This window comes from Pseudomonas sp. TH21 (assembly GCF_016651025.1).
Lineage (GTDB): Bacteria > Pseudomonadota > Gammaproteobacteria > Pseudomonadales > Pseudomonadaceae > Aquipseudomonas > Aquipseudomonas aylmerensis.
In genome coordinates this window covers 662,283-686,836 of record NZ_JAEKEQ010000001.1, presented here as the reverse complement: position 1 = coordinate 686,836, position 24,554 = coordinate 662,283, and the positions used below count along the sequence as shown (strand labels likewise).

Genomic DNA, 24,554 nt, shown 5'->3' with positions numbered 1-24,554 from the left:
AAGGTAATCCCCCCATGCGTATCCTTGTGGTTGAGGACGAGCAGAAAACCGCTGACTACTTGCAACAAGGCCTGACCGAAAGTGGCTATGTCGTCGATTGCGCCGCCAGCGGCATCGATGGCCTGCACCTGGCCAGGCAGCACACTTATGAACTGGTGATCCTCGACGTGAACCTGCCCAACACCGACGGTTGGGAGGTGCTGGAACAGCTGCGCCGCGACGGCAATCAACGCGTGATGATGCTGACGGCACGCGGCCGGCTGGCCGACAAGATCAAGGGCCTGGACATGGGCGCCGATGATTACCTGGTCAAGCCCTTCGAGTTTCCCGAACTGCTGGCCCGTGTGCGCACGTTGCTGCGGCGCAGCGAGCACATCCCGCTGCCGGACGTGTTGCGTGTCGCGGACCTGGAGCTGGACCCGCGCCGCCATCGCGCCTATCGCGGCAACCGGCGGATCGACCTGACCACCAAGGAGTTCGCCTTGCTGCACGTGTTGATGCGCCAGGCCGGCGAAGTGATGACTCGCACGCAGATCATCTCCCTGGTGTGGGACATGAACTTCGACTGCGACACCAACGTAGTGGAAGTCTCCATCAGTCGCCTGCGCGGCAAGGTCGATGACCAGAGCGAGGTCAAACTGATCCACACCATTCGCGGCGTCGGCTACGTGCTGGAGGCACGCCCATGAGGACCAGCAGCCTGTCGATGCGCCTGGGCCTGACGGTCAGCCTGATGGGCGCCGGCCTGGTCGTGCTGTTGGCGACCCTGGCTTACCTGGCGCTGACCCACGAGCTGGACAAGCTCGCGCGCAAGGGCCTGGAAAACAAACTGGAGCAACTGGAACACAGCCTCGGCCAGGACCTCAAGCCGCACGATATTGCCGCCCGCCCCCATTCGCTGCTCGACCTGGTGATGGGCCACGACAACATCTACCTGACCATCATCGGCGGCGCCCCCGATGCACCGGTGCTGCTCAGCGTCGGTGCCAAGCCCCAGCAACCGCTGTTGCTCGACGTGCCCGCCGGCAAGACCCTGGCCTACCTCAATTGGGTGGATGGGCGCGGCAATCGCATCCTCAGTGCCACGCGGCTGATGCCGTTGCGCAGCGGCGAAAATGTGCGCGTGCTGCTGTCGCTGGACCGCTCCGATGATGAGGCCCTGCTCAGTGCCTACCTGCGCTCCACGGTGATCGCGCTGCCGATGCTGCTGCTCCTGATCGGCATGGGCGCCTGGTGGCTGGTGCAACGTGGGCTCGCGCCGCTGCAGCAGTTCAGCCGCGTGGCAGCCAAGGTCAGTACCCAGGACCTGACACACCGTTTGTCGCTGGACAACCTGCCCAAGGAGTTGGGTGAGCTGGCCGAAGGCATCAACTTCATGCTGCATCGCCTAGACGCCGGTGTGCAGCAGCTGTCGCAATTCTCCGATGACCTCGCCCACGAACTGCGCGCGCCACTGACCAACCTGATGGGCAAGGCCCAGGTGACCCTGTCCCGCGAGCGTCCCGGCGAGGCCTACAAGGCCGGGCTGGAATCCTGCGCCGAGGAAATGGAACGCCTGTCGCGCATCGTCTCCGACATGCTGTTTCTCGCCCAGGTCAGCCACCCCGCTGCACGGGCGGGTTTCGACGCGGTGTCGCTGGGTGCCGAAGCGCAGCGGGTCATGGCGCTGTTCGCCCTGAGCGCCGAAGACAAACGCGTGACCCTGAGCCTGCGCGGCGACGCCTGGATCAAGGGCGATCGCCTGATGATCCAGCGGGCGATTTCCAACCTGCTGTCCAACGCGATTCGCCATACGCCCGAGGGCTCCACGGTATTGCTGCTGGTGGAAAGCTACGACCACAGCGTCTCGCTGTCGGTGGGCAACCCCGGCCGTGGTATCGAAGCTCACCACCTGCCACACCTGTTCGAACGCTTTTACCGCGCCGACAGCAGCCGTACCCGCGCCGAGGGCGGCACCGGGCTGGGGCTGGCCATCGTGCAGTCGATCATGCGCCTGCATCAGGGGCACGCCGACGTCAGCAGCCAGCCCGGGCGCTTTACGCGCTTCGACCTGGTGTTTCCTCTTCCTTGCGATGCGCCCACTGGTACAGCGCCGGCAGCACCAGCAAGGTCAGTAGCGTAGAAGAGATAATCCCGCCGATCACCACCGTCGCCAACGGGCGCTGCACTTCGGCGCCGGTGCCGGTGGCCAGGGCCATGGGGATGAACCCGAGGGAGGCCACCAGCGCAGTCATCAACACCGGGCGCAAACGGGTCAACGCGCCTTCGTGGATCGCCACCGACAACGAACGCCCCTCCTCGCGCAGGTTGCGGATGAAGGCAATCATCACCAACCCGTTGAGCACCGCCACGCCGGACAAGGCAATAAAGCCCACCCCCGCCGAGATCGACAGCGGAATATCCCGCAGCCACAGCGCCATGATCCCACCGGTCAAGGCGAACGGAATCCCGGTGAACACCAGCAGCCCGTCCTTGAGGTTGTTGAACATCATGAACAGCAACCCGAACACCAGCAGCAGGGCGACCGGCACCACGATGCGCAAGCGCTCGGAGGCTTCCTTCAACTGCTCGAACTGGCCACCCCAGGTGGTCCAGTAACCCGCCGGCACTTTCACCTGCGCGCTGATCGCCGTTTCGGCCTCTGCCACGAACGAGCCAATATCACGCCCACGCACGTTGGCGCTGACGATCACCAGGCGCTTGCCATTTTCGCGGCTGATCTGGTTCGGGCCGAGGACCAGGTCCAGGCTGGCAACCTGGGACAAGGCGATAAACCCCAACTGCCCGGCCGCGTTACCCGCCAGCGCCGGCACCGGAATCAACAGCCGCGACAGGCCGTCGATATCGGTGCGCAGTGCGTCGGACAAACGCACGACCATGTCAAAACGACGGTCACCTTCGTACAACGTACCGGCCTGGCGCCCTCCCACGGCAACCGCAATGGTGTCCTGCACGTCGCCGACATTCAGGCCAAAGCGCGCGGCCTTGTCACGGTCGATATTGATGGTCAGCACCGGCAGGCCGGAGGTCTGTTCCACCTTCACCTCCGAGGCGCCCTCGAGCTTTTGCAGGGTCTCGGCGATTTCCCCGGCCGTCGCGTTCAGCACCGCCATGTCATCGCCGAAGACCTTCACCGCCACGTCGCTGCGCACCCCGGATATCAGCTCGTTGAAACGCAGCTGGATCGGTTGCGACAGTTCATACGCACTGCCCGGCACAATCGCACTGGCGTGCTGGATATCGGCGATCAGGGTTTCGCGGGACTTGTTCGGGTCCGGCCATTGGTCCTTCGGCTTGAGCATCACATAGCTGTCGGATATGTTCGGCGGCATCGGGTCCGAGGCAATTTCGGCGGTGCCGGTACGCGCAAATACCCGCAGGATTTCCGGCACCTGGGCCATCAGGGTTTTTTCCAGTTGCTGCTGCATCTGCACCGATTGCGTCAGGCTGGTGCCGGGCACGCGCAAGGCCTGCTGGGCAAAGTCGCCTTCGCTGAGGCTGGGGATAAATTCGCTGCCCATGCGGCTGGCTACCCAGCCCGAGGCAACGATGGCCAACACGGCCAGGCCGAACACCAGCGGACGACGCCCCATCACCCAATCCAGGACTGGCGCATACGCCCGGCGCGCGGTGCGCATCACCAGGTTTTCTTCCTCCTTGACCTTGCCGGTGACGAACAGGGCAATCGCGGCCGGCACAAAGGTCACCGACAGAATCATCGCACCCAGCAAGGCAATCACCACGGTGAAGGCCATGGGGTGGAACATCTTCCCGGCCACGCCGGTGAGGGCGAAGATCGGCAGGTACACGACCATGATGATCAGTTGCCCGAAGATCAACGCGCGGCGGGCTTCCTTGGCAGCGGCAAACACTTCATGCAGGCGCTCGCTGCGGGTCAGCAGGCGGCCGTGACGCTGCTGCGCATGGGCCAGGCGGCGGATGGCGTTTTCGACGATCACCACTGCGCCGTCGACAATAATGCCGAAATCCAGCGCACCGAGACTCATCAGGTTGGCGCTGACCCGGTTGGTGAACATCCCGGTAAAGGTGAACAGCATCGCCAGGGGAATCACCATCGCGGTGATCAGCGCCGCACGGATATTGCCCAGAAACAGGAACAACACCGCCACCACCAGCAGCGCACCTTCGAAGAGGTTTTTCTTGACGGTGGCGATGGCTTTTTCGACCAGGTTGGTGCGGTCATACACGGTGACGGCTACCACCCCTGCGGGCAGCGAGCGATTGATGCTCTCGAGTTTTTTCGCCACCGCCTGGGACACGCTGCGACTGTTCTCGCCAATCAACATGAACACCGTGCCCAGCACCACTTCACGGCCGTTTTCGGTGGCCGCGCCGGTGCGCAATTCACGGCCGATCTCGACTTGGGCGACATTGCGCACCCGGATCGGCGTGCCCTCCACGCTCGTGATGACGATGTTGGCGATGTCGTCGATGGACGCCACTTGCCCCGGCGCCCGGATCAACAACTGCTCGCCGCTGCGCTCGATATAACCGGCGCCGACGTTGGCATTGTTGCGTTCAAGCGCCGTGACCAGGTCGCTCAAGGTCAGGTTGTAGGCCGCCAGGCGCTTGGGGTCGGGGGCGATCTGGTATTCCTTGGCAAAGCCGCCGATGGTGTTGATCTCGGCCACACCGGGCACGTTGCGCAGTTGCGGCTTGATGATCCAGTCCTGGATCACCCGCAGGTCCGTCGGCGTGTACGGCGTGCCGTCTTCCTTGAGTGCGCCGTCTTCGGCCTCGACGGTCCACAGGAAAATTTCGCCGAGGCCGGTGGAGATCGGCCCCATCGCGGTCTCGATGCCGGCCGGCAATTGTTCGCGGGCGGTTTGCAGGCGCTCATTGACCAACTGGCGGGCGAAGAACAGGTCGGTGCCGTCCTTGAAAATCACCGTCACCTGCGACAGGCCCGAGCGCGACAGCGAGCGGGTCTGCTGCATGCCGGGCAACCCGGCCATGGCGGTCTCGATGGGAAAGGTGATGCGCTGCTCGGTTTCCAGCGGCGAAAAACCCGCCGCCGCCGAGTTGATCTGCACCTGCACGTTGGTGATGTCGGGCACCGCGTCGATCGGCAGTTTCTGATAGCTGGCGATGCCGACACCGGCCATCAGCAGCACCGCCAGCAGCACGATGATGCGCTGCTCGATGGCGAATTGGATAAGGCGCTCAAACATGAGAAATCACTCGCGGGATCAATGGGCGTGCTCGGCCGAGCCCTTGCCCAGTTCGGACTTGAGGATGAAGCTGCCAACCGTGGCCACTTGCGCCCCGGCATCGAGGCCCTGACGCACTTCGACGTAGCCGTTTTCACTCAGGCCGAGTTCGAGATGGCGCGTGATAAAACCGTCCGGGGTACGCACGAATACCGACGGTTTGTCCTCGACGGTCTGGATCGCCGTTTGCGGCACGGTGACCTTGGCCTGGTAGGTGTCGGTGGCCAGTTGCACCGTCACGAACAGCCCTGGGCGCCAGGCGTCGTCGGGGTTGGGCACCGTCACACGCACGGTGGCGGTGCGCGTCTGCTCGCCGAGTAAATTGCCGACATAAGCCACGCTGCCGAGTACCTCGGTGCCCATTTCGGTGGAGCTGACTTTCACCGGTTTGCCGAGCCGGACCTTGTTCAGATCCTTGGGAAACACGCCGAAGGTAACCCACACCTGGGACAGGTCCGAGAGGGTGAACGCGTTGCTGGTTTCGCTGACTACCTCGCCGACACCCAGGTGTTTTTCCACCACCACACCGGCGAAAGGCGCCCGCAATTCATAGCGGTTGCCGCCCACCAGCACGGCGCTGCCGCTGAGGGCCGTCATCTTTTGGCGGGCATTGTTCAGGGCAATTTCGGCCTCTTGCAGGGTTTGGCGCGCCAGCAGGTAGTCCTGCTCGGCGGAAATCTTGTCCTGCCACAATTGCCGCTCGCGCTGGAAGGTCGTGCGCGCCAGTTCGACCCGCCGCTCACTGGCGGCCAGCTCACTGCGCTGATCGGAAATCTGCTGGCTGGCGATCACCGCCAGCAGCTCGCCTTTCTTCACCGATTGCCCGAGATTGACCCGCACCGACTCCACTACCCCGGCCGCACGCGGCACGATATGCGAGGTGCGGTCCTCGTCGAAACGCACCTCTCCCGGCAGCGTCAGCAACGTGCTGATCTGTCGGGGCTGGGCCTGGGCGAGCTGAATGCCGGCAGCTTCGATTTGCTGCTCGGTGAGTTCAAGTTTGCCTTCCTCTTCCTCGGCGCCGGCCACGCCAGACAGCATCAGGCCCAGGGCGACGGCAAGCGCCACGCCGTGTCGTTTGTTCATAAGCCACTCCAGAAAAAATCAAAACCGGGCGAGGTCGCCGTAAATCCGTTCGATACGCACCCAGGCCTCGGTGGCCTGGGCGGTTGCCGTGAGGTATTGGGTGCGGGCCGCAATCAGCGTGCGCTGGGCGTCCAGCACCTCGAGGAAGTTGAACTTGCCCATTTCAAAGCCCCGCGTGGCACTGTCCACCGCGCTTTGCGCGGCCGGCAGGATCTGCTGGTTGAACGCGCGCACTTCGGTATTGGCGGTGTGCCACAGGTCCAGGGCCTGGCGGATTTCGGTGCGCAAGCGCAGTTCGGCGGCGTTACGCAGGTCGCGGGCCTGGTCGGCGCGGCGGCTGGCAGCGAGGACATTGCCCTGGTTGCGATTGAACAGCGGGATCGGCATCGACACGCCCACCAGGTTGACCCGCTCGCGCACGCTGGCGTCGTACTGGCTGCCGATGGACACATCCAGGTCGGGAATACGCTGGGCTTTTTCCAGGCCCACGCTGGCTTCGTTCTGCAGGATCTGCAGTTCGGCCAGGCGCAACTCGGCGGTCTGTTCCAGGCGCGCGAGCAATTGAGTCGCCGGCGGCAATGAGGGTGGACTGAGGCTGTGTGGCGACGGCCTGGAAGTCGGTCGACGCGCTGCCGGTACTCGCGGCCAGACGGCGGTAGGCGTCGGTGAGGCCCATCTGCGCGCGGTTGAGTTCGAGGCGGATCTCTGACAGCTGCACCTGGGCGCGCGTGGCCTCCACCGGCGACGACTTGCCAGCGCTGACGCGGCCGTTGGCGACCACCAGGCCGCGCTCGGCCAATGCCATGGAACGTTGCGCCAGGTCGAGGCGTTCCTGGGCGCGAAGGGCGCCGTAATAGCTGTCGATCACCTCGGCGCGCAGCGTGTTGCGCCGCTGCTCCAGGGTCAGCGCCGCGGCGTCCTGGGCGCGCGTGGCCACGTCAATGCGCGCACCGCGCTTGCCGCCCAACTCGAGGGTCTGGCTCAGTTTTATCGTGGTGGTGCGCGTATCGCGCCGCGTGTCTTCGGCATCCCAGGACGCCACCGGGTTGGGGATCAAGCCCGCCTGCTGGCGACCGCCTTCGGCGATGTCGATGTCCCACTGCGCGGCGGCAAGGTCGGGGTTGTTGGCGAAGGCGGTTTGCAGGGCTGCATCGAGGGTGAGGGTCTGCGCCTGGGCCACCGCAGCGACGCCCCACAACGCCACCGCCCCCAACAGTGTTCTAACAGAAATTGCCATAACGAAAGTTCCACGCCCATGAAGTCGCTGAGGTTTCCCAGCGGGGGGCAATGTAGCTTTCGGTACTTATCAGGGCGGTGGGCAGAACATTACAAATCCGTTAGCCAGGATCAGGCGTGCACCTCGTCATGTTCGTCATGCGCAAAACCGTCGCCTTCGACTTGGACGGTAGCGTGGGAAATATCGAATTGTTCATGCAGCATTTCCGTCACCTGGCTGAGGATCTTGTGCTCAGTGTCCAGCGCCAAATCGGTCACCAGATGTGTGCTCAGCACGTTTTTGCCGCTGGTCAGCGCCCAGATGTGCAGGTCATGCACATCCTTGACCCCGGGAATGGCGCGAATGGCCTGCTCCACCTGGTCGATATCGATACCGTCCGGCACGCCTTGCAGCAGTACATTCATGCTTTCCTTGAGCAAGCTCCAGGTGCGCGGCAGTACCCAGAAGCCGATGGCTGCCGCCACCAGCGAGTCGACCCAACCCCAGCCCGTCAACATGATCACCACCGCCGCGATCATCACGCCGATGGAGCCGAGCATGTCGCTCCAGACTTCCAGGTAGGCGCCCTTGACGTTCAAGCTCTCGCCGCTGGCAGCGCTGAGCAGGCGCATGGCAATCAGGTTGACGATCAGCCCCAGCACCGCAATCACCAGCATGCCGGTGGACTGGATTTGCGCAGGTGCCTGTAGCCGTTGATAGGCCTCATACAGAATGTAAAAAGCCACGGCGAAAAGCAGCAGCGCGTTGAAAGCGGCTGCCAGGATTTCAAACCGCGCATACCCAAAGGTGCGCTTACGGTCGGCGGCGCGCTTGGCCACCTGAATGGCCACCAGGGAAATCGCCAGGGCCAGGGCGTCGGTCATCATGTGGGCGGCGTCGGACAGCAGCGCCAGGCTACCGGTGACAAAGGCGCCGATGACTTCGGCAATCATGAAGCTGGTGGTCAGCCCCAGGGCGAACCATAACTTGCGCTCGTGGCCCGCGCGTACTTGGGCGTGGCTGTGTCCTGCACTCATGAGCAACCCTCTTGATGTTGTTGGCGGCAGGCGCTGGCGTGCCGGCTCCCACAGGTGTGTGAGTGAGCATAGAGCTATAGGCCCGACTCATTGCCATAGGTTGCACAATTGTCATCGGCGGGCCATTGGCACGTTACTGTCGAGCGCACCAAAATCGCACAGGTACGCTCTGGAACCGTTGTATCAGGTATGCTTTTCGAGCAGGAAACAAAAAGAAACAATTTCCCCAACCTGTTCGATAAGGAGTCCCGTTTTGGAGTTATCGACTGCCGCGTGGATGGTTCACGACACCCGCCTTATGTTCTGCGTCCTGTTGGCCATCGCCAGCATCATCGTGCTGATCAGCGCGACCAAGTTGCCACCATTTCTGTCGATCCTGATCGGCACCTTTATCGCCGGGGTCGGTGCCGGACTGCCGCCGGAAGAAGTGGCCAAGGCCTTCAGCAAAGGCGCCGGGGCGATCCTCGGTGAAGCCGGGATTATCATTGCCCTGGGCTCGATGCTCGGCGCACTGATGGCGGAATCCGGAGCCGCCGACCGCATCGCCACCACCCTGCTGGGGTTGGGCAAGGGCAAGTCGCTGCCATGGGTGATGGCGCTGGTGGCGATGGTGATCGGCCTGCCGTTGTTCTTCGAAGTGGGTCTGGTGATGATGGTGCCGATCATCTTTGTGATGGCCAAGCGTTCGAACCAGCCGCTGCTGAAAATCGCCATCCCGGCACTGGCGGGCATGACCACCCTGCACGCCTTGATGCCACCGCACCCCGGGCCGCTGATTGCAGTGAGCGCATTGCACGCCGACCTCGGCCTGACCATGCTGCTGGGCTTCTGCCTGGCGGTGCCGGCGGTGATCCTCGCCGGCCCGCTCTACGGCAACTGGCTGTCCAAGCGCCTGCACGTGGATGAGCCGGCCGACATCGGCGCACTGTTCAGTGCACCGCCCAAGGCGCCGCGCCAGCCGAGTTTTGGCGTGTCGCTGTTGATCATCCTGTTGCCGGTGATTCTGATGCTCGGCAGCACCTTGGCCAAAGTCGCCCTGCCGGCGGAAAGCACGGTGGGCCTGACCCTGAAATTCCTCGGTGAACCGCTGATCGCCCTCGGCCTCGCGGTGATAGCCGCCGTGATCTGCCTGGGCTGGGCCGCCGGCATGCCGCGCGCCGAAGTCGGCAACACCCTGCGCAAGGCCCTCGCGCCCATCGCCGTGTTGCTGCTGACCATCGGCGCCGGCGGCGGCCTCAAGCAAACCCTGCTCGACGCCGGCGTCAGCCAGACCATCAGCAAAGTCGCCGAAGGCGCCCACATGCCGTATCTGTTGCTGGCCTGGTTGATTGCCGTGGCGTTGCGCCAGGCCACCGGCTCGGCGACGGTCGCCACGACCACCACGGCCGGTATCCTCGCGCCGATGATGGCCGGGTTGGCCGCCACCCAGAGTTCATTGGTGGCACTGGCGATTGGCGCCGGCTCGGTGTTCTTCTGCCACGTCAACGACGCCGGGTTCTGGATGGTGCGTGAGTACTTTGGCCTGCAGTTGAAGCAGACGATCTGGGTGTGGTCGGTGTTGCAGACGATTGTGTCGGTCGTCGGCCTGATCGGTACCCTGCTGCTCTGGCACTTTTTGACCTGAGTTTCAGCCAACCAGGGTGTGGCGCTTGCCAAACAGCGCCACACTTCCCACCCCCACCGCGCCCATCACCACGCAATACCCCACGCAAATCCACGGGCTGGTCGGCATCAGCGCAATCAGCAGCAGCGGCGTAGTGCTCGCCCACAGTGCATAGGCGATGTTGTAGGTGAAGGAAATTCCCGACACCCGCACCTGCGCCGGAAACAGCCCGACCATCACCGACGGCACCGCGCCCACCACCCCGCAACTCAAGCCCGCCACGGCGTAGGCCGCGCCGAGCCACACGCCCCCGTTGATCAGGCTGGCGTAGAGCAGCGCGACCCCCAGCGGCAGCAACACGCTGTAGACCCGCACCGCGCGCCAGGCGCCGATGCGGTCCACTAGCAGGCCGGCGAGGATGCAGCCGATGTTCAGGAAGACGATGCCCAGCGCGCTCAAGGCGAAGGTGTGGCTAGGGCTCATGCCAAAGGTTTTCTGCATCATGGTCGGGGTGATGACGACCAGCACGACCACGGCCGAGGTGAGCACGCAGGTGAGGACCATCGCCGGCAGCAGCACGGCGCGATGGTCGCGCAATACCGTGCGCAGCGGCAGTTCGGCAGCCGCGTGGCGACGGGCCTGCATTTCGAGGAATACCGGGGTTTCACTCAGCCAGCGGCGCAGCCACACGCCGATCACGCCGAACACACCGCCGAGCAGGAAGGGAAAACGCCAGGCGTAGTCGAGGATTTCGGCCGGGGTGAAGACTTGCGCCAGCAGCGTCGCGGTCAGCGCACCGAGCAGGTAGCCAAAGGTCAGGCCGGCCTGCAGGAAGCCCAAGGCGTAGCCGCGATGGTGCGGCGGCGCGTGCTCGGCGACGAACGTCCAGGCGCTGGGGACTTCACCGCCGACCGCGGCACCTTGCAGCACCCGCAGCACCAGCAGGATCAGCGGCGCGAAATAACCGATTTGCGCATAGGTGGGCATGATCCCGATCAGCAGGCAGGGCAAGGCCATCATCAGGATGCTCAGGCTGAACACGCGCTTGCGCCCCAGGTGGTCGGCAAAGTGCGCCATCAGGATGCCGCCCAGCGGGCGTGCCAGGTAGCCGGTGACGAAGATCCCGAAGCTTTGCAGCAGGCGCAGCCACTCGGGCATTTCCGGCGGGAAAAACAGCTGGCTCAGGGTCAGCGCGAAGAATACGAAGATGATGAAGTCGTAGATTTCCAGCGCGCCACCGAGGGCGGCCAGGCCCAGGGTTTTGTAGTCGGAGCGGGAAAAACGCTGCGCCTGTGGAGAAAAGGTGGCAGTCATGTGATGGCTCGGCAGACAAACAAAATGGCGTGCAGGTTATGAGCTGGGCCGGATGATGGCAATCGCGGCAGATATATTTGTTTTCCTCATGGATCGATGAAGATAACTGCATTCCCATATGAATGGCCGTAGCGGAACATGCCGTAAAACTGCCAACACCATAATAAATACAAGAGGAAAGACTCGTGGCCGATGCTATCGAAGAAAGCCGCTATGCCCGATTTGCCCTGCGTTGTTCCAATTTCGCCGAACGCTGGTTCCCCGACTCCTGGGTGTTCGCCGCCCTCGCCGTGATCATCGTCGCCGTGGCGACCCTGGGCATGGGCGCTGCGCCGACCGAGGCCGCCAAGGCCTTTGGTGATGGGTTCTGGAGCCTGATTCCGTTCACCATGCAGATGGCCTTTGTGGTGATCGGCGGCTACGTGGTTGCCAGCTCGCCGCCGGCGGTCAAGCTGATCGACCGCCTGGCGCGCATCCCGAAGAACGGCCGCTCCGCCGTGGCCTGGGTGGCGTTGATTTCGATGGTGGCGTCGCTGCTCAACTGGGGCCTGTCCCTGGTGTTCGGCGGTTTGCTGGTGCGCGCACTGGCGCGTCGTACGGACTTGCGCATGGACTACCGCGCAGCCGGTGCGGCGGCCTATCTGGGCCTGGGCGCAGTGTGGGCGCTGGGGCTGTCGTCGTCGGCCGCGCAACTGCAGGCCAACCCGGCCAGCTTGCCGCCGTCGATCCTGTCGATCACCGGGATGATCCCGTTCACCGAGACTATCTTCCTGTGGCAATCCGGCGTGTTGCTGCTGGCGCTGATCGTGGTCTCGCTGATCATCGCCTACGCCACCGCCCCGGGCCCGAACAGCGCGCGTGACGCCAAGGCCTGCGGCGTCGACCCGGCCTTCAACCTGCCCAAGCCGCAGCCTCCCACTCGCCCGGGCGAATGGCTCGAACACAGCCCACTCCTGACCATCCTGCTGGCGCTGCTGGCGGCCGGTTGGCTGTTCCATGAGTTCTCGACCAAACCGGCGATCAGCGCGATCTCGGGGCTGAACACCTACAACTTCCTGTTCATCATGGTCGGCGCCCTGCTGCACTGGCGCCCGCGCAGCTTCCTCGACGCAGTGGCCCGCGCCGTGCCGACAACCACCGGGGTGCTGATCCAGTTCCCGCTGTACGGCTCGATCGCCGCCCTGATGACGGTGGTCAAGGGCGGCGACGGCCAGACCCTGGCGCACCATATCTCGACCTTCTTCACCTCCATAGCCTCCCACGACACCTACGCCCTGCTGATGGGCGTGTACTCGGCGGTGCTGGGCTTCTTCATCCCGTCGGGCGGCGGCAAGTGGATCATCGAAGCGCCCTACGTGATGCAAGTGGCCAATGACCTGCAATACCACCTCGGCTGGTCGGTGCAGATCTACAACGCGGCCGAGGCGCTGCCGAACCTGATCAACCCGTTCTACATGCTGCCGCTGCTCGGGGTATTGGGGCTGAAAGCGCGAGACTTGATCGGCTTTTCGTTCGTGCAACTGCTGGTGCACACGCCGCTGGTGTTGTTCCTGCTATGGGCACTCGGGACGACGCTGAAATATCTCCCCCCCGTCATGCCGTAGGTCACAGCTACAAGCTACAAGCTTCAAGCCTCAAGCCTCAAGCCTCAAGCCTCACGCTGGCAGCTTGTAGCTTGTAGCTTGTAGCTTGTAGCTTGCAGCTTGCAGCTTGCAGCTTGCAGCTTGCAGCTGACTTACTTCCGTCACATTGCGTTGCTACCGTCCTGCGAAATATCTTGCAACAATCTCCAGCAAGGACTCCCCGCAATGAGTGACGAGCACGAAGACCGCCCTGCCCCAGATTCCGCAGCCCAACCGCCGGTAGACACCAGCCGCCGGCGCTTCCTCGGGGGCGCGGCGGTATTGGGGGTCGGCGCGACCTTGAGTGCTTGTGGCAATACCGGCGAAGCCCCGGGCAAGCCGGTGACGCGGCCACTGACCCCGCAGGAGTTGGATAAGGCGTTGCGCGACCAGGTGAAAACCGTGGTGGTGATCTACGCCGAGAACCGCAGCTTCAACAACCTGTTTGCGGATTTCCCCGGCCTGGAGAAGCCGCTGTCGGCCCTTTCCGCCGGCCAATACCAGCAGCGCGATCGCGATGGCAGCCTGTTGACCACCCTGCCCCCGGCTTGGGGCGGCGTGCTGCAAGTCGGCCCGCAAAGCGTGGACGGGGTGACTTATCCCAACGAGGTACAGTTCCAGGAAAACCTGCCCAACGCGCCGTTCGCCCTCAAGGGTCCGAACGCCGAGGACCTGCCCCTGAGCTTGGTGACCCGCGACTTGTGGCACGTGTTCTACCAGAACCAGATGCAGATCAACGGCGGCAAGAATGACGGTTTCGTCGCCTGGGGCGATTCCGGCGGCCTGGTGATGGGCCATTACGCGCAGAGCCGCTATTCCCTGCGCCTGTGGGACGTGGCCAAGGAGTTCGTGCTCTGCGATAACTTCTTCCAGGGCGCGTTCGGCGGCTCGTTCCTCAACCACCAATACCTGATCAGCGCCACTGCGCCGTTTTATCCAAATGCCGCGCAGTCGGTGGCCAAGGCGCAGATTGCCACGCTGCAAAGCGAGGATCCCACCGACCCGCGCCTCAAGCCGCTGGACAAGTCCCCGGCCAGCGCCATGACCGGCCCGCCGCAGTTCGGCCCCAGTGCGCTGACGCCGGACGGCTACGGCGTGAACACCTTGGCTCCGCCCTACTGGCCGACCTGGATCCGCGACCCGGAAAACCCGGACTATTCCAAACCCGACCTGCCCAACGTGCTGGTGCCGCAAACCCACGAGCACATCGGCGACAAGCTGTCGAAAAAGAACATCGACTGGGCCTGGTACGCCGGCGCCTGGCAGGCCACGCTGGAGCAGTTCAAGGATTCGGGCGGCATTCCGAAAATCCCCAACTTCCAGTACCACCACCAGCCGTTCAACTACTTCAAGCAGCAAGGCCCCGAGCACCGCGCAGAGCGTGACAAGCGTCTGCGTGACGGCGGCTTGGGCGATGAGTCCAGCACCAACAAGTTCTTCGCCGACGCCCAGGCAGGCAAGCTGCCGGCCGTGAGCTTCTACAAGCCCCAGGGCAACCTGAATATGCACGCTGGCTATGCCGACGTGGCCTCCGGCGACCGGCATATCGCTCGTGCGTTGAAGGTGCTGCAGGAAAGCCCACAGTGGAAAAACATGGTGGTGGTGGTGACGGTCGATGAAAACGGCGGCTGGTGGGACCACGTGGCGCCGCCCAAGGGCGACCGCTGGGGCCCGGGCACGCGGATTCCGGCACTGGTGGTCTCACCCTTTGCACGCAAAGGCACGGTCGACCATACGGTCTACGACACCGCGTCGATCCTGCGGCTGATTACGCGGGTTTTCCAGTTGGAGACGCTCGACGGTCTCAAGCAGCGCGATGACGCGATGATCGCCCGCGGCCAGAAACCCATGGGTGACCTGAGCAATGCATTGCAGTTCAACGTGTAGGTTTCTTATCCAATAGCGACACGCCTGGCGATTTAGCACGCGTTTTCCTGGTCAGCCGCTACTGTTTGGAGGGTGGGCTTTCATCCCGCGCAGACGGGCCTTCGCTGACAAGGAATCAAGCATGTTTAAACCGACCAGGCTGTCCTGCACCCTGGCCGCACTGCTGGCGAGTGCGGTCGTACAGGCTGATATCGAGGTACCACTGGGCAGCACGCAACGCGTCACCCAGTTGTTCGCCTTCCCCAACAATTGCAACGTGATCTGCTTTCGGCCATGGACGCTGGAGCAGACCGTGGAGCATTACCTGAACCAGAGCCTGCAGCGTGACGGTTACAGTCGCGCCAAGGTCAGCGTGAAGACCCATGACGGCCAGCTCTCGGCCACCTTCAGCGGTGTGCCCGACGACTATGGCAAGCCACTCACCGCGCTGCTCGACACCGCCGATCTCGCCTACCAGGGCGCCAGCAAGCTCAACAGCGACGGCAAGTGGGCCTACAACTGGTACCTGTTCCTGCCGCTGGGCATGGCCCTGGAAAAGCGCAAGAGCATCGAGTTGCTGCATTTCCCTCCGGATTACTCGCTGACCCAGGCCCAGGACTACCTGGAATCGGCCACCTCCGACCGCTGGGCCACGTTGCTCACCGACAATGGCGTGCCGGCCGGCGAAACCCCGGCCTACCAGACCATCATCGATATCGCGCCCATTGCAGCCCCGTCCACGGCGGGCAAGGACCTGGAAAACGTCTATGGCTACTTCACCGACTACCAGACGCGCATGGTCCGGGAGCTGAGCCTGCCGGCCAACGGCTCGTTACCGATGGTGGCGTTCGGTTCGCCGGTGCGCGCCTGGATCAAGCAACAATACGGGCCGTCCGTGGCGGTACTGGGCCTTGTGCAGATCAGCCCGGCCGCTGGCAAGAGTGTCTCGGTACTGGGCGCCAATCACCCGAGTTATATCTGGTATGCGGCGGACGCCGCCAGCTATGACGGCAATGAACAGAAAGCCGATGAAGCCGGCCTGACGGTGATGGGCCAGGACCTGAGCGCAGCCTGCTGGCAGGCCGGGATGGGCCAGAAACCGGCGAGTGATCCCAATGTGCTGCTCAAGGCCTGCATGAACACGTGGCAGGTCACGCGTAAGGAGCAGACCTGCGAGCTGTTCTATACCTCGGTGCGCAACCTGTCGCCGGAAAAGGCGAATGCCAAATGCGCCACGCCCGCGATCAAAGCCCAGCTCAGGCAGCTGAAGAATGCCGCCCCCGCCCCGGAAATCAGCGTCCCCGCCCTATAAAGCGCACAAAAAATCCGCTGGCTACTGTCAGGTTTGACAGTAGCCAGCGGATCGATCTTCGGCGAATCTTGTGCCGCCCCCATCTGCTGCAAGACTGGTAGTCAGCCACCATCCGCAGGTCCATGCAGCCCACCAAGGAGAGTCATGAAAACTCAGGCCATGGATAAGGCTAAAACGGCTGCAAATGACTGCCTGTACCCCTTCAAGACACTGCTCGTTGAGCAAGGTTATCCGTCGTACCGGCATTTCCAGGTCATGCAGGGTAGCGACAGTACCGGCAGCGGGGTCAAGGCACGCATCGCGTTTGACGGGCGCATGCGAATTGCCCAGGTCTCCGGCTACGCCGTGAGCGAGCGGCGCCCGCACACGTTGCAACTGTCGCCGCGCATCCATTTATACGACTGCTGGTTCTGCGGCCTGCTCAGGCACTCGTGCAATCCGAATGTGTTTTTCGACACCACCTACCTGGAACTCTGGACCGTACAGCCCATAGGCGCCGGCACCCCGTTGACCCTGGATTACGCCAGCACCGAGGATGCGTTGTTCCGGCAGTTCAAGTGCCATTGCGGCGAACTGAACTGCCGGGGCTGGATCACCGGTCGCGACGAACCCCTGAATGCCGAGGGCCAGCAGTTCATGGTGCAGTGGCGCGAGCGCAAACGGCCTTAGGCTTCGCCCAAGGGGCGCAGGCGATACTGCGGCGGCAGTTGCTCGAAACCACTGATGGTGGTGTTCAGGCTCTTCCAGCGGCCGTCCTTGATGCCATAGATGCAGCCATGGATCGACAGGCTCTGCCCACGGTGCCAGGCATTTTGCACAATGCTGGTGTGGCCGACGTTGGCGACTTGCTGGATCACGTTGAGCTCACACAGACGGTCGACGCGCTCCTCTTCGGTGGGCAACTGCGCCAGCACGTCACGGTTTTCGTAGTAGAGGTCGCGAATGGTGCGCAACCAGCCATCGATCAGGCCGAACTGGCGGTCCTGCATCGAGGCGCGCACGCCGCCGCAGCCATAGTGGCCAGTGACGAGGATGTGTTTGACCTTGAGTACGTCAACGGCGTACTGGATCACCGACAGGCAATTGAGGTCTGTGTGCAGCACCACGTTGGCCACGTTGCGGTGCACAAACAGATCGCCCGGCAGCATGCCGACGATCTCGTTGGCCGGTACGCGGGCATCGGAGCAGCCGATCCACAGGTATTCCGGGGTCTGCTGGCGGGCGAGCTTGGCGAAGAATTCGGGATCTTCCTGTTTGATCGCATCCGCCCAGCGTTCATTGTTATCAAGCAGGTCTTGTAGTTCGTTCATCAGGGAAAGCCTCAGGAATGATGCGCAGCTTTGACAGACGACCGCTCGTCCGGGTCACGCCGCCGCGAAAGAATACCGATTGCCAATTAGCTTGAATCTTTAGCGAACGACGCCTGTCCACACACTATAAGCCCCACAGCATGAGGATTGGCCATGACTGAATCACGACGTCCCTACGGCGCTACGCAGCCGGAACCGATTGATGACAACGAAGACCGCATGGGCGAGATGCGCGAGCTGGACTTTGACCAGGAAGAGCCGACGGCGGAGATCGGCGAGGAAATCCCCCGCCGTGAGCGTGAGCACCTGATGCCCGACGAACGGGTGCGCGAGGCTGGATTGACTGGGGCTTCAACCGATGATCATGAGTCGACGGATGATGATATGAGCCCGGAAACGCTGATCCATGAAGACGGCGCGCGGGATGCCCAGGAAGCCGGCGAAGGCGAGCAGGCGGATTGGGACCTGAGCATCGTCGATGAAGACGAGATTGGCGGCGGCAATGGCCTGGATGAGGCTGAGCTGGCGGATATCGACCCGGTAGACGGCAACCGCTGATACCCCGTCAACCTGTAGGAGCCCGGCTTGCGGGCGAGTGCGTCGTTGAGATCGCCATCGCCGGCAAGCCGGGCTCCTGCATCAATCGACCAGGGTGCAGGCCATCACGACCGCATCTTCACGGCCACCGACGGCGGGGTAATAGTCCCGACGACGGCCGATTTCATTGAACCCATAGCGCTCATACAGGCGAAACGCGCCGGTATTGCTGTCGCGCACTTCCAGGAAACATTCGCGAGCATTGGCGGCATAGGCGCGGGACATCAGGTGTTCCAGCAGCGCCAGGCCGAGGCCACGCCCCTGGTTTTCCGGCTTGACGGTGATGTTCAGCAAATGCGCCTCATCGAGGATGATCTGCACCACGCCGTGGCCCACCTGCTGCTCGCCTTCGAACATCAGCCAGATCTGGTACTTGCCCAGCCCGTCGAGAAAGATCCCGCGGGTCCAGGGGTGGCTGAACGCCGCGTATTCGATTTTCAGCACGGCGTCGAGGTCAGCCTCGGTCATCGGGCGGAAGGATAAAGCCTCACTCATCGGTTGTTTTCCAGCGCGCCATCAGCCGGCGCATGGCTTGCCAGACATCAGCCTTACGCTGTGGCTCTTCCATTAATAATTCCAGGCCCGGCAGGGCCCACACGGAGCCCAGGCCTTCGACCTGCAGCTCGCGGTACCAGGACTCGGCATTCGCCTCGCCGGCAAATCGTACGGCGGGGAGGCCGATCAGCCACAGGCACACGCAGGGTTCATCCTCCAGGCGCGCCGAGACAAAGCCCTGGACAAAATCCCGCGCGGCTTCCGGGCCCTGGTCCATGGTGCCGCGTACCAACAGCGGCCAGCGCACCGGATCGCCGACGATCTGCGGACTGTCGGGCAGGCCGGCGGCGCGCAGCATGTCCTTGAGCAGCATGTAGGCAGGATCACGCGTCTGGAAACGCTCGCCGGTGGGCAATTCCACCAGCAGCAGGCAACGCCCGGCGCGCAGCAATTGCAGGGCAAAACGCGGCGGCGGCACCACCGCAGCCTTGACCACCGGCGCGGTTTCTTCGGCCACCACCGGCTTGGCCACCGGTGACGGGCGTGGCACTTCGATCTTGGCCCGCTCGACCGCCGGACGCGCCTCGGGAGCGGGCTTGACCACCGCGACCGGCGCAGCAGCCTCCTCGCCGGACGCTTCCAAGGCCTCATAGGGCTCGAACGCCTCCAGCAGCTCGGGCCGCGACGGCGCGGCAAACGGCAGTTCGGTGCGGGGCAGCCAATTGACCACCTGCATGGCGGTCAAGTAAGCGCGACGTCGGGACTCGATAAGCACAGCTCGGCCACTTGTGGATAAGTTAAGAGCGGGGATTCTACCGCTGTTCGGTAACAATCGCCCACTGCGCACTGACCGGCTGTGGATAAATCCCGCGTCCGATGCAGTACAATCGCGACTTTTAATCGCCAACCAGCCGGCCATTCCCATGATCGAACCCAAGCGCGTCCTGCGCGCCCTCGCCGAACACTGGGCCTTACTCGAGCCACTGTGCGAACACTTCGACCAAGGCACCCTGAGCCTCGGCGAGCTGCGCGCGCAACTGGCCGCCCAACAACTGGACAGCACGCCCCAGGACATCACCAGCCTGCTGGACCTGTGGATTCGCCTGGATATCCTGGTGCCTGTCGCCAAGAGCCCGAACCGTTTCGAGCTCAACGCACAGATCCATGACTTCCTCGCCTATCTTCGCAAGGAGCACCGGCTTGGCCTGTGCCTGGAAATCGAAGCCTACCTGCGCCACCTCGAGCGCCTGGCCGGTTACATCCAGGACGCCTTCGACATCCGTGATGGCCATGATCTGGCCCGGCAACTGCGCCTGCTGGATATGCGCGTGCGCGACGTGCTGAAAAAGCTCGCCAACGACGAACAGGCCCTCGCCGCCGTGGCCGACCGCGCCAAGACCAGCGACCGGCAGATCCCGTTGCGCCAGCGCTACGCCGAAGTACTGGCGACCTGGGATGAATACGTCGAACCGATGATCCAACTGGTGAACGCCGACGGCGCCTTCGAACAAGGCGTGCGCAAGGTCGAGAACGTGCTGCTGCGCATGCTCACCGAGCAGCAGCGCCTCGGCCACCTGGTGGACGACGACATGCTGCTGCGCACCCACGCGCGCATCCTCGAAATGCAGACCAGCGCCCAGCTGACCTTGCGCCATGCCCGCGAGCTGCTGCTGCCGCTGCGCGAAGAAGCCCGCCGGCACAACGCAGTGACCCGTGGCGCGGCGCTGGCCTTGTCGGCCATCCGCCGCAAGGGCCTGGACGCCGTGCCGCAGGCGGCGATGCCAATGTTTACCCGGCCGCAAAGCACCTTCCTCGGCAGCGCCAGCCAGGTCGAGGCCTATGTGTATGCCCTGGCGAATTTCGAGCCGAAGCCGGCGCGTTTCCCCAAGGCGCACAAATCCCACAAGGGCGACGCCCAGCGTGCACCGCGCACGGTCAAGGAAATGCTCGAGCGCTGCGAAGACGCGCTGCCGATGCCGGACCTGATGACCTGGCTGCTGGAGCAGGAACCGGACGGCGCCACCGACGAATTGCTGTACTGGTTCTCACGCCTGTCCCGCGAAAAACGCTTCAAGCGCGAACGCCTGGAACGCCGCGATTACCACACGCACGAGCACCAGGTCAGCCTGCGCTCATTCGCCCTGCTCCCGGCCACGCCCGACGCCGCCGAGAACTCTGCGAGCACCGCTAATGTAAGGACTTCGCATGCATCTTGATCTATCCGAACTGTCCCAGCTGGCGCCGATCTTTCGCGAGCTGTTCAAGGGTTACCACGTCAGCCGCCGCGACCCGGAACTGTACGCGCAACTGTCGAACTTCCAGGACCAGTACCGCACGCTGTTCAAGGCCCTGGGCTTTGAGCTGGTGTGTGACACCCGTGGTTTCTACTACTTCGTGCCGGATTCGGCGATTGCCAGCGCACAGGTCAACAAGACTGCCCAGCGCCTGGCGTTGTTCACCTTCATCATCGTCGAGCACCTGGCCGACCAGGGCCGTGACCCGATCGCCGTGCTCGACGGTGGCAGCCTCGGCCGCGATGAGCTGCCATCGCTGCTGGAGAAGTACCGCGACCTGTTTATCCAGGCCGAAGTGCAGACCCAGGAAGAACTCGAAGAAAAAATCATGCGCCGCATGACCCAACTGGGTTTTGCCAGCGAAGACAACGGTATCTATCGCTTCCTGCCGCCGATGCACCGCTTCCTCGATGTGTGCCTGTCGGTGCAACAGGACCGCGACCTCGCCGCCAGCGTGCACAGCGTGTTGCCGCTGCCGGCACCGGTGATCATCGACGAAGACAGCGATGAAAAACTGCTGAAGACCGATGACCCGCTGGACCTCAGCGACTTTACCGACGAAAGCGAAGAAGACGCCCTGGCCCGCGCCATTGCCGAAGAACAGGAGACCGATGCATGAGCAAGGAACGCTACGGCATCCGCCGCTTTGCCCTATTGAACACCGCCGGCTACAGCTTGGGCCTGTTCCCGCTGGAAGAGCCGCTGTCGGTGTATGGCGCGAACAACCTGGGTAAATCCGCCTCGATCAACGCCCTGCAGTTCCCGATCCTGGCGCGCATGTCGGACATGAGTTTCGGCAAGTACACCCTGGAACAATCGCGGCGCTTTTACTTCGCCACCGACACCAGCTACATCCTCGTGGAAGTGTCGCTGCCCCACGGCCCTCACGTGATCGGCGTGGTCGGGCGCGGTCCGGGCGGCGGTTTCGGTCACCAGTTCTTTGCCTATGCCGGCAAGCTCGACCTGGCGCATTACCAGAAGAACGATACCTGCCTGCGCCAGAAAGAGCTGTTCACCAACCTTGAGCGCGAAGGCCTGAAAGCCTACGAACTCAAGCCGGATGAACTGCGCCGTTTGCTGGTCGGCGGTCATACGTCGATCCCGCTGGACCTGACCTTGATCCCGCTGCGCTCCACCAGCGAGCAGAGCCTGAAGACCTTCCGCGCGCTGTTTATCAACCTGCTGCACATGCGCGAAATCACCGCGGCCAAGCTCAAGCAGCTGTTCCTCGATGCATTCGAACACAGCTTGCGTTCGGGCAGCGTGGACTACATCGCAGCGTGCGAAGAAGCCTTCCGCGACGTGCGACGCATGGAACAGGACTACCACTCGCTGGTGGCCGCCGGCCCGCTGGTCGAGGCGCTCGCCAATGGCGTGAAACAGCGCGACATCCTGCGCGGCAAGCTGCATCGGCTGTCGCCGCTGCTGGACTCGCTGCTGGGCACCTGGTCGGACTACGCCAGTGCGCGCAAGGAAGAGCTGACGATCCAGGCCGAACACTACCGCAACGAGCAGGATGCGCTGCAGAACGACCAGCGTGGCGGCACCCAGGAGCTGATGCGCCTGGAGCGCGAGATCAGCGGCATCCAGCGCTGGCTGGGTGAGCTGTCGGTGCTCAAGCATCGCTTCGCCCTGGTGGATGACGTCAAGGTGCTCGAGCAGCAACTGCTGGCGGCCAAGGATGCTCACGACGAACTGGCGGGCGCCCTGGCGCAGTCGCGGCAGTTCAGCGCCGAAGACCTCGACGAGCGCTTGCGCGACCTGGAAAAACGCCTGAAGTCGGTCAAGCAGCAGCTCGATCATGCGGACAACAACAGCTACGCCAAACTGCGCGAAGAATTCTCACAGCAGGATGTCGAGCGCCTGATGCGCCTGTTCAACAGTTCGTTGTTCAGCCTGCCATTGGGTGAGCATGGCATCACGCTGGACGAGGACGGGCAGTGGGTCAAATCCCTGGAGCTGATCCTCGATGGCTTCAAGGGCGAGCGCTTCGAAGTGCCGGGCCTGTCCATCGACATCTCGCACATCGAGCCACCGGCCTTGCAGGCCCTGGCGGATCGCGCGGCATTGCGCGACCAGAAAGAGCGCCTGGAAAAAGAACTCAAGCAACTCAAAACCCAGCAGGCCGTAGCCTCTGACCGCGCCGCGAGCAAGACTCAGACCGAGGCGCTGTATCAGCAGGTGCTGGACGCGCAGAAGGCGCTGGAAGACTTCCGCCGCGCGCAAACCCTGAGCGCCGAAGAAGACGAGAAACTGGAAAGCCTGGCGCAGATGGAAGCCGCGCAGGATGAGCTCAAGCGCTCCAGTGATGCCTTCACCGAGCGTGTCCAGCAACTGTCGGCCAAGCTGCAACTGGTCGGCCGGCAAATCGGTGATATGGAAGCCAAGCAACGCACCCTCGACGACGCACTGCGCCGCCGCCAGCTGTTGCCAGCAGACCTGCCATTCGGCACGCCATTCATGGACCCGGTCGACGACTCCATGGACAACCTGCTGCCGCTGCTCAATGACTATCAGGACAGCTGGCAAGGCCTGCTGCGCGCTGATGGCCAGATCGAAGCGCTGTACGCCCAGGTGCGCCTCAAGGGCGTGGCCAAGTTCGACAGCGAGGATGACGTCGAGCGTCGCCTGCAACTGCTGATCAACGCCTATGCCCACCGCACCGACGAAGCCCTGACCCTGAGCAAGGCCCGCCGTGCGGCGGTAACCGACATCGCGCGGACCCTGCGCAATATCCGCAGTGACTACGACAGCCTGGAACACCAGCTGGCGCTGTTCAACCGCGAGATCAACAAGCGCCAGGTGTCCAACCTGCAAAGCTTCCGCATCGTGCTGGCGCCGAACAAGGAAGCCCTCAAGCATATCGACCAGATCATCCACAGTGCCGGTCAGTATGAAGAAGGCGAGACCCTGTCGGTGTTCGACCTCAGCCAGAGCGCCGAGCAGGACAACAAGAACGAAGAGGCCAAGGAGTACCTGGCCCGCCTGGTGGCCGCCAACCATAACCAGCTGGGCCTCAAGGACCTGTTCGAACTGGCGTTCGAGATCACCAAGGTGCATGGCCAGCCGGTGATCCACACCGACATCGACGGCGCGGCATCCAACGGCACTACCATGACCATCAAGGCGCTGACCAACATGTACTTGTTGCTGCACTTGATGGACCGTGACCAGGCCGGGCGCGTGCGCTTGCCGTACTACCTCGACGAGGCCGCGGATATCGATGAAAAGAACCAGGCGGCGCTGCTCGAAACCAGTCTGCAATTGGGCTTTGTGCCGATCCTCGCCAGTGTGAAACCGCAAGTGTCTGCGCAAGTAGCGATCGACCTGGAAGGCGGCAGCGGGCCGAATGGGATCTACATTGATGAGGCGGACTGGAAGTACATCCGTCGTCACGATGTGGTGAAGGCGACGGTGAATGTGCAGGCGGACGAGCCGGAGCTGGATGAAGTCTGATCGGCTGCAGTGAAATGCAAAAAGGCCGCGATCTTATGGATCGCGGCCTTTTTTTTGGTGTTGTTGAGGGCCTCATCGCGGGCAAGCTCGGCTCCCACAGTTGACCGGGTTTTCC

18 protein-coding genes and 1 pseudogene are annotated in these 24,554 nt (G+C 63.3%); 11 read left to right on the top strand and 8 right to left on the bottom strand.

Going from position 1 to position 24,554, the window contains the following annotated elements:
- The first annotated feature begins 14 nt into the window (after positions 1-14).
- The gene (locus JFU04_RS02900) at positions 15-689 is read left to right on the top strand and encodes a heavy metal response regulator transcription factor (protein ID WP_065900428.1); all 675 of its coding nucleotides are present in this window, start codon (positions 15-17) and stop codon (positions 687-689) included.
- Positions 686-2,122 (top strand): heavy metal sensor histidine kinase, encoded by a 1,437-nt coding sequence (locus tag JFU04_RS02895; RefSeq protein WP_065900426.1) that lies wholly within the window; start codon positions 686-688, stop codon positions 2,120-2,122. The genes JFU04_RS02900 and JFU04_RS02895 overlap by 4 nt, the downstream gene beginning before the upstream one ends.
- Here the strand turns inward: JFU04_RS02895 and JFU04_RS02890 are convergent.
- The 4 genes and pseudogenes from JFU04_RS02890 to JFU04_RS02875 form a co-directional block, all read right to left on the bottom strand.
- On the bottom strand, positions 2,037-5,192 hold the full coding sequence (locus JFU04_RS02890; RefSeq protein ID WP_201143486.1) for a CusA/CzcA family heavy metal efflux RND transporter: 3,156 nt from the start codon (positions 5,190-5,192) through the stop codon (positions 2,037-2,039). The genes JFU04_RS02895 and JFU04_RS02890 overlap by 86 nt on opposite strands.
- An 18-nt stretch (positions 5,193-5,210) precedes the next feature.
- Entirely contained in the window at positions 5,211-6,317 is a 1,107-nt protein-coding gene (locus JFU04_RS02885; RefSeq protein ID WP_120447567.1) for an efflux RND transporter periplasmic adaptor subunit, read from the bottom strand.
- Positions 6,318-6,335: 18 nt separating this feature from the next.
- A pseudogene (locus JFU04_RS02880) lies at positions 6,336-7,554 on the bottom strand (TolC family protein).
- A gap of 110 nt (positions 7,555-7,664) precedes the next feature.
- Positions 7,665-8,570, bottom strand: coding sequence for a cation diffusion facilitator family transporter (locus JFU04_RS02875; protein WP_201143485.1), 906 nt, complete (start codon positions 8,568-8,570; stop codon positions 7,665-7,667).
- Between the two features lie 253 nt (positions 8,571-8,823).
- Between JFU04_RS02875 and JFU04_RS02870 the strand changes: the two genes are divergently transcribed.
- On the top strand, positions 8,824-10,194 hold the full coding sequence (locus tag JFU04_RS02870) for a GntT/GntP/DsdX family permease (RefSeq protein WP_106805243.1): 1,371 nt from the start codon (positions 8,824-8,826) through the stop codon (positions 10,192-10,194).
- A 3-nt stretch (positions 10,195-10,197) separates the two neighbouring features.
- Here JFU04_RS02870 and JFU04_RS02865 read toward each other — a convergent pair whose 3' ends face one another.
- Positions 10,198-11,487 (bottom strand): MFS transporter, encoded by a 1,290-nt coding sequence (locus JFU04_RS02865; protein WP_201143484.1) that lies wholly within the window; start codon positions 11,485-11,487, stop codon positions 10,198-10,200.
- A gap of 185 nt (positions 11,488-11,672) precedes the next feature.
- Between JFU04_RS02865 and JFU04_RS02860 the strand changes: the two genes are divergently transcribed.
- The 4 genes from JFU04_RS02860 to JFU04_RS02845 all read left to right on the top strand — a co-directional run bounded on the left by JFU04_RS02860 (position 11,673) and on the right by JFU04_RS02845 (position 16,956).
- The gene (locus tag JFU04_RS02860; protein ID WP_065900417.1) at positions 11,673-13,091 is read left to right on the top strand and encodes a short-chain fatty acid transporter; all 1,419 of its coding nucleotides are present in this window, start codon (positions 11,673-11,675) and stop codon (positions 13,089-13,091) included.
- Between the two features lie 204 nt (positions 13,092-13,295).
- Positions 13,296-14,996 (top strand): acid phosphatase, encoded by a 1,701-nt coding sequence (gene acpA, locus JFU04_RS02855; protein WP_201143483.1) that lies wholly within the window; start codon positions 13,296-13,298, stop codon positions 14,994-14,996.
- A gap of 121 nt (positions 14,997-15,117) precedes the next feature.
- Entirely contained in the window at positions 15,118-16,287 is a 1,170-nt protein-coding gene (locus tag JFU04_RS02850; RefSeq protein WP_201143482.1) for a hypothetical protein, read from the top strand.
- A gap of 144 nt (positions 16,288-16,431) precedes the next feature.
- Positions 16,432-16,956, top strand: a complete 525-nt coding sequence (locus tag JFU04_RS02845; RefSeq protein WP_065900411.1) for an SET domain-containing protein-lysine N-methyltransferase — start codon at positions 16,432-16,434, stop codon at positions 16,954-16,956.
- Here the strand turns inward: JFU04_RS02845 and can are convergent.
- Positions 16,953-17,597 (bottom strand): carbonate dehydratase, encoded by a 645-nt coding sequence (gene can, locus JFU04_RS02840; protein WP_025856499.1) that lies wholly within the window; start codon positions 17,595-17,597, stop codon positions 16,953-16,955. The genes JFU04_RS02845 and can overlap by 4 nt on opposite strands.
- Positions 17,598-17,750: 153 nt before the next feature.
- Between can and JFU04_RS02835 the strand changes: the two genes are divergently transcribed.
- Positions 17,751-18,155 (top strand): serine kinase/phosphatase, encoded by a 405-nt coding sequence (locus JFU04_RS02835; protein ID WP_106805246.1) that lies wholly within the window; start codon positions 17,751-17,753, stop codon positions 18,153-18,155.
- 81 nt (positions 18,156-18,236) lie between these two features.
- Here the strand turns inward: JFU04_RS02835 and rimI are convergent, their stop codons facing one another.
- Both rimI and JFU04_RS02825 read right to left on the bottom strand, forming a co-directional pair.
- Positions 18,237-18,689: a ribosomal protein S18-alanine N-acetyltransferase gene (gene rimI, locus JFU04_RS02830; RefSeq protein WP_003188286.1), complete on the bottom strand. Its 453-nt coding sequence runs from the start codon at positions 18,687-18,689 to the stop codon at positions 18,237-18,239.
- A complete protein-coding gene (locus JFU04_RS02825) occupies positions 18,682-19,425 on the bottom strand; it encodes an SPOR domain-containing protein (protein WP_201146293.1) in 744 nt (247 codons plus the stop codon). The genes rimI and JFU04_RS02825 overlap by 8 nt, the downstream gene beginning before the upstream one ends.
- Before the next feature lie 187 nt (positions 19,426-19,612).
- Between JFU04_RS02825 and mksB the strand changes: the two genes are divergently transcribed.
- The 3 genes from mksB to mksF are packed head-to-tail and all read left to right on the top strand — an operon-like array spanning position 19,613 to position 24,439.
- The gene (gene mksB / locus JFU04_RS02820; RefSeq protein ID WP_201143481.1) at positions 19,613-20,905 is read left to right on the top strand and encodes an Mks condensin complex protein MksB; all 1,293 of its coding nucleotides are present in this window, start codon (positions 19,613-19,615) and stop codon (positions 20,903-20,905) included.
- Positions 20,895-21,602, top strand: a complete 708-nt coding sequence (gene mksE, locus JFU04_RS02815; RefSeq protein WP_201143480.1) for an Mks condensin complex protein MksE — start codon at positions 20,895-20,897, stop codon at positions 21,600-21,602. The genes mksB and mksE overlap by 11 nt, the downstream gene beginning before the upstream one ends.
- Positions 21,599-24,439: an Mks condensin complex protein MksF gene (mksF, locus tag JFU04_RS02810; protein ID WP_201143479.1), complete on the top strand. Its 2,841-nt coding sequence runs from the start codon at positions 21,599-21,601 to the stop codon at positions 24,437-24,439. The genes mksE and mksF overlap by 4 nt, the downstream gene beginning before the upstream one ends.
- Positions 24,440-24,554: the final 115 nt, after the last annotated feature.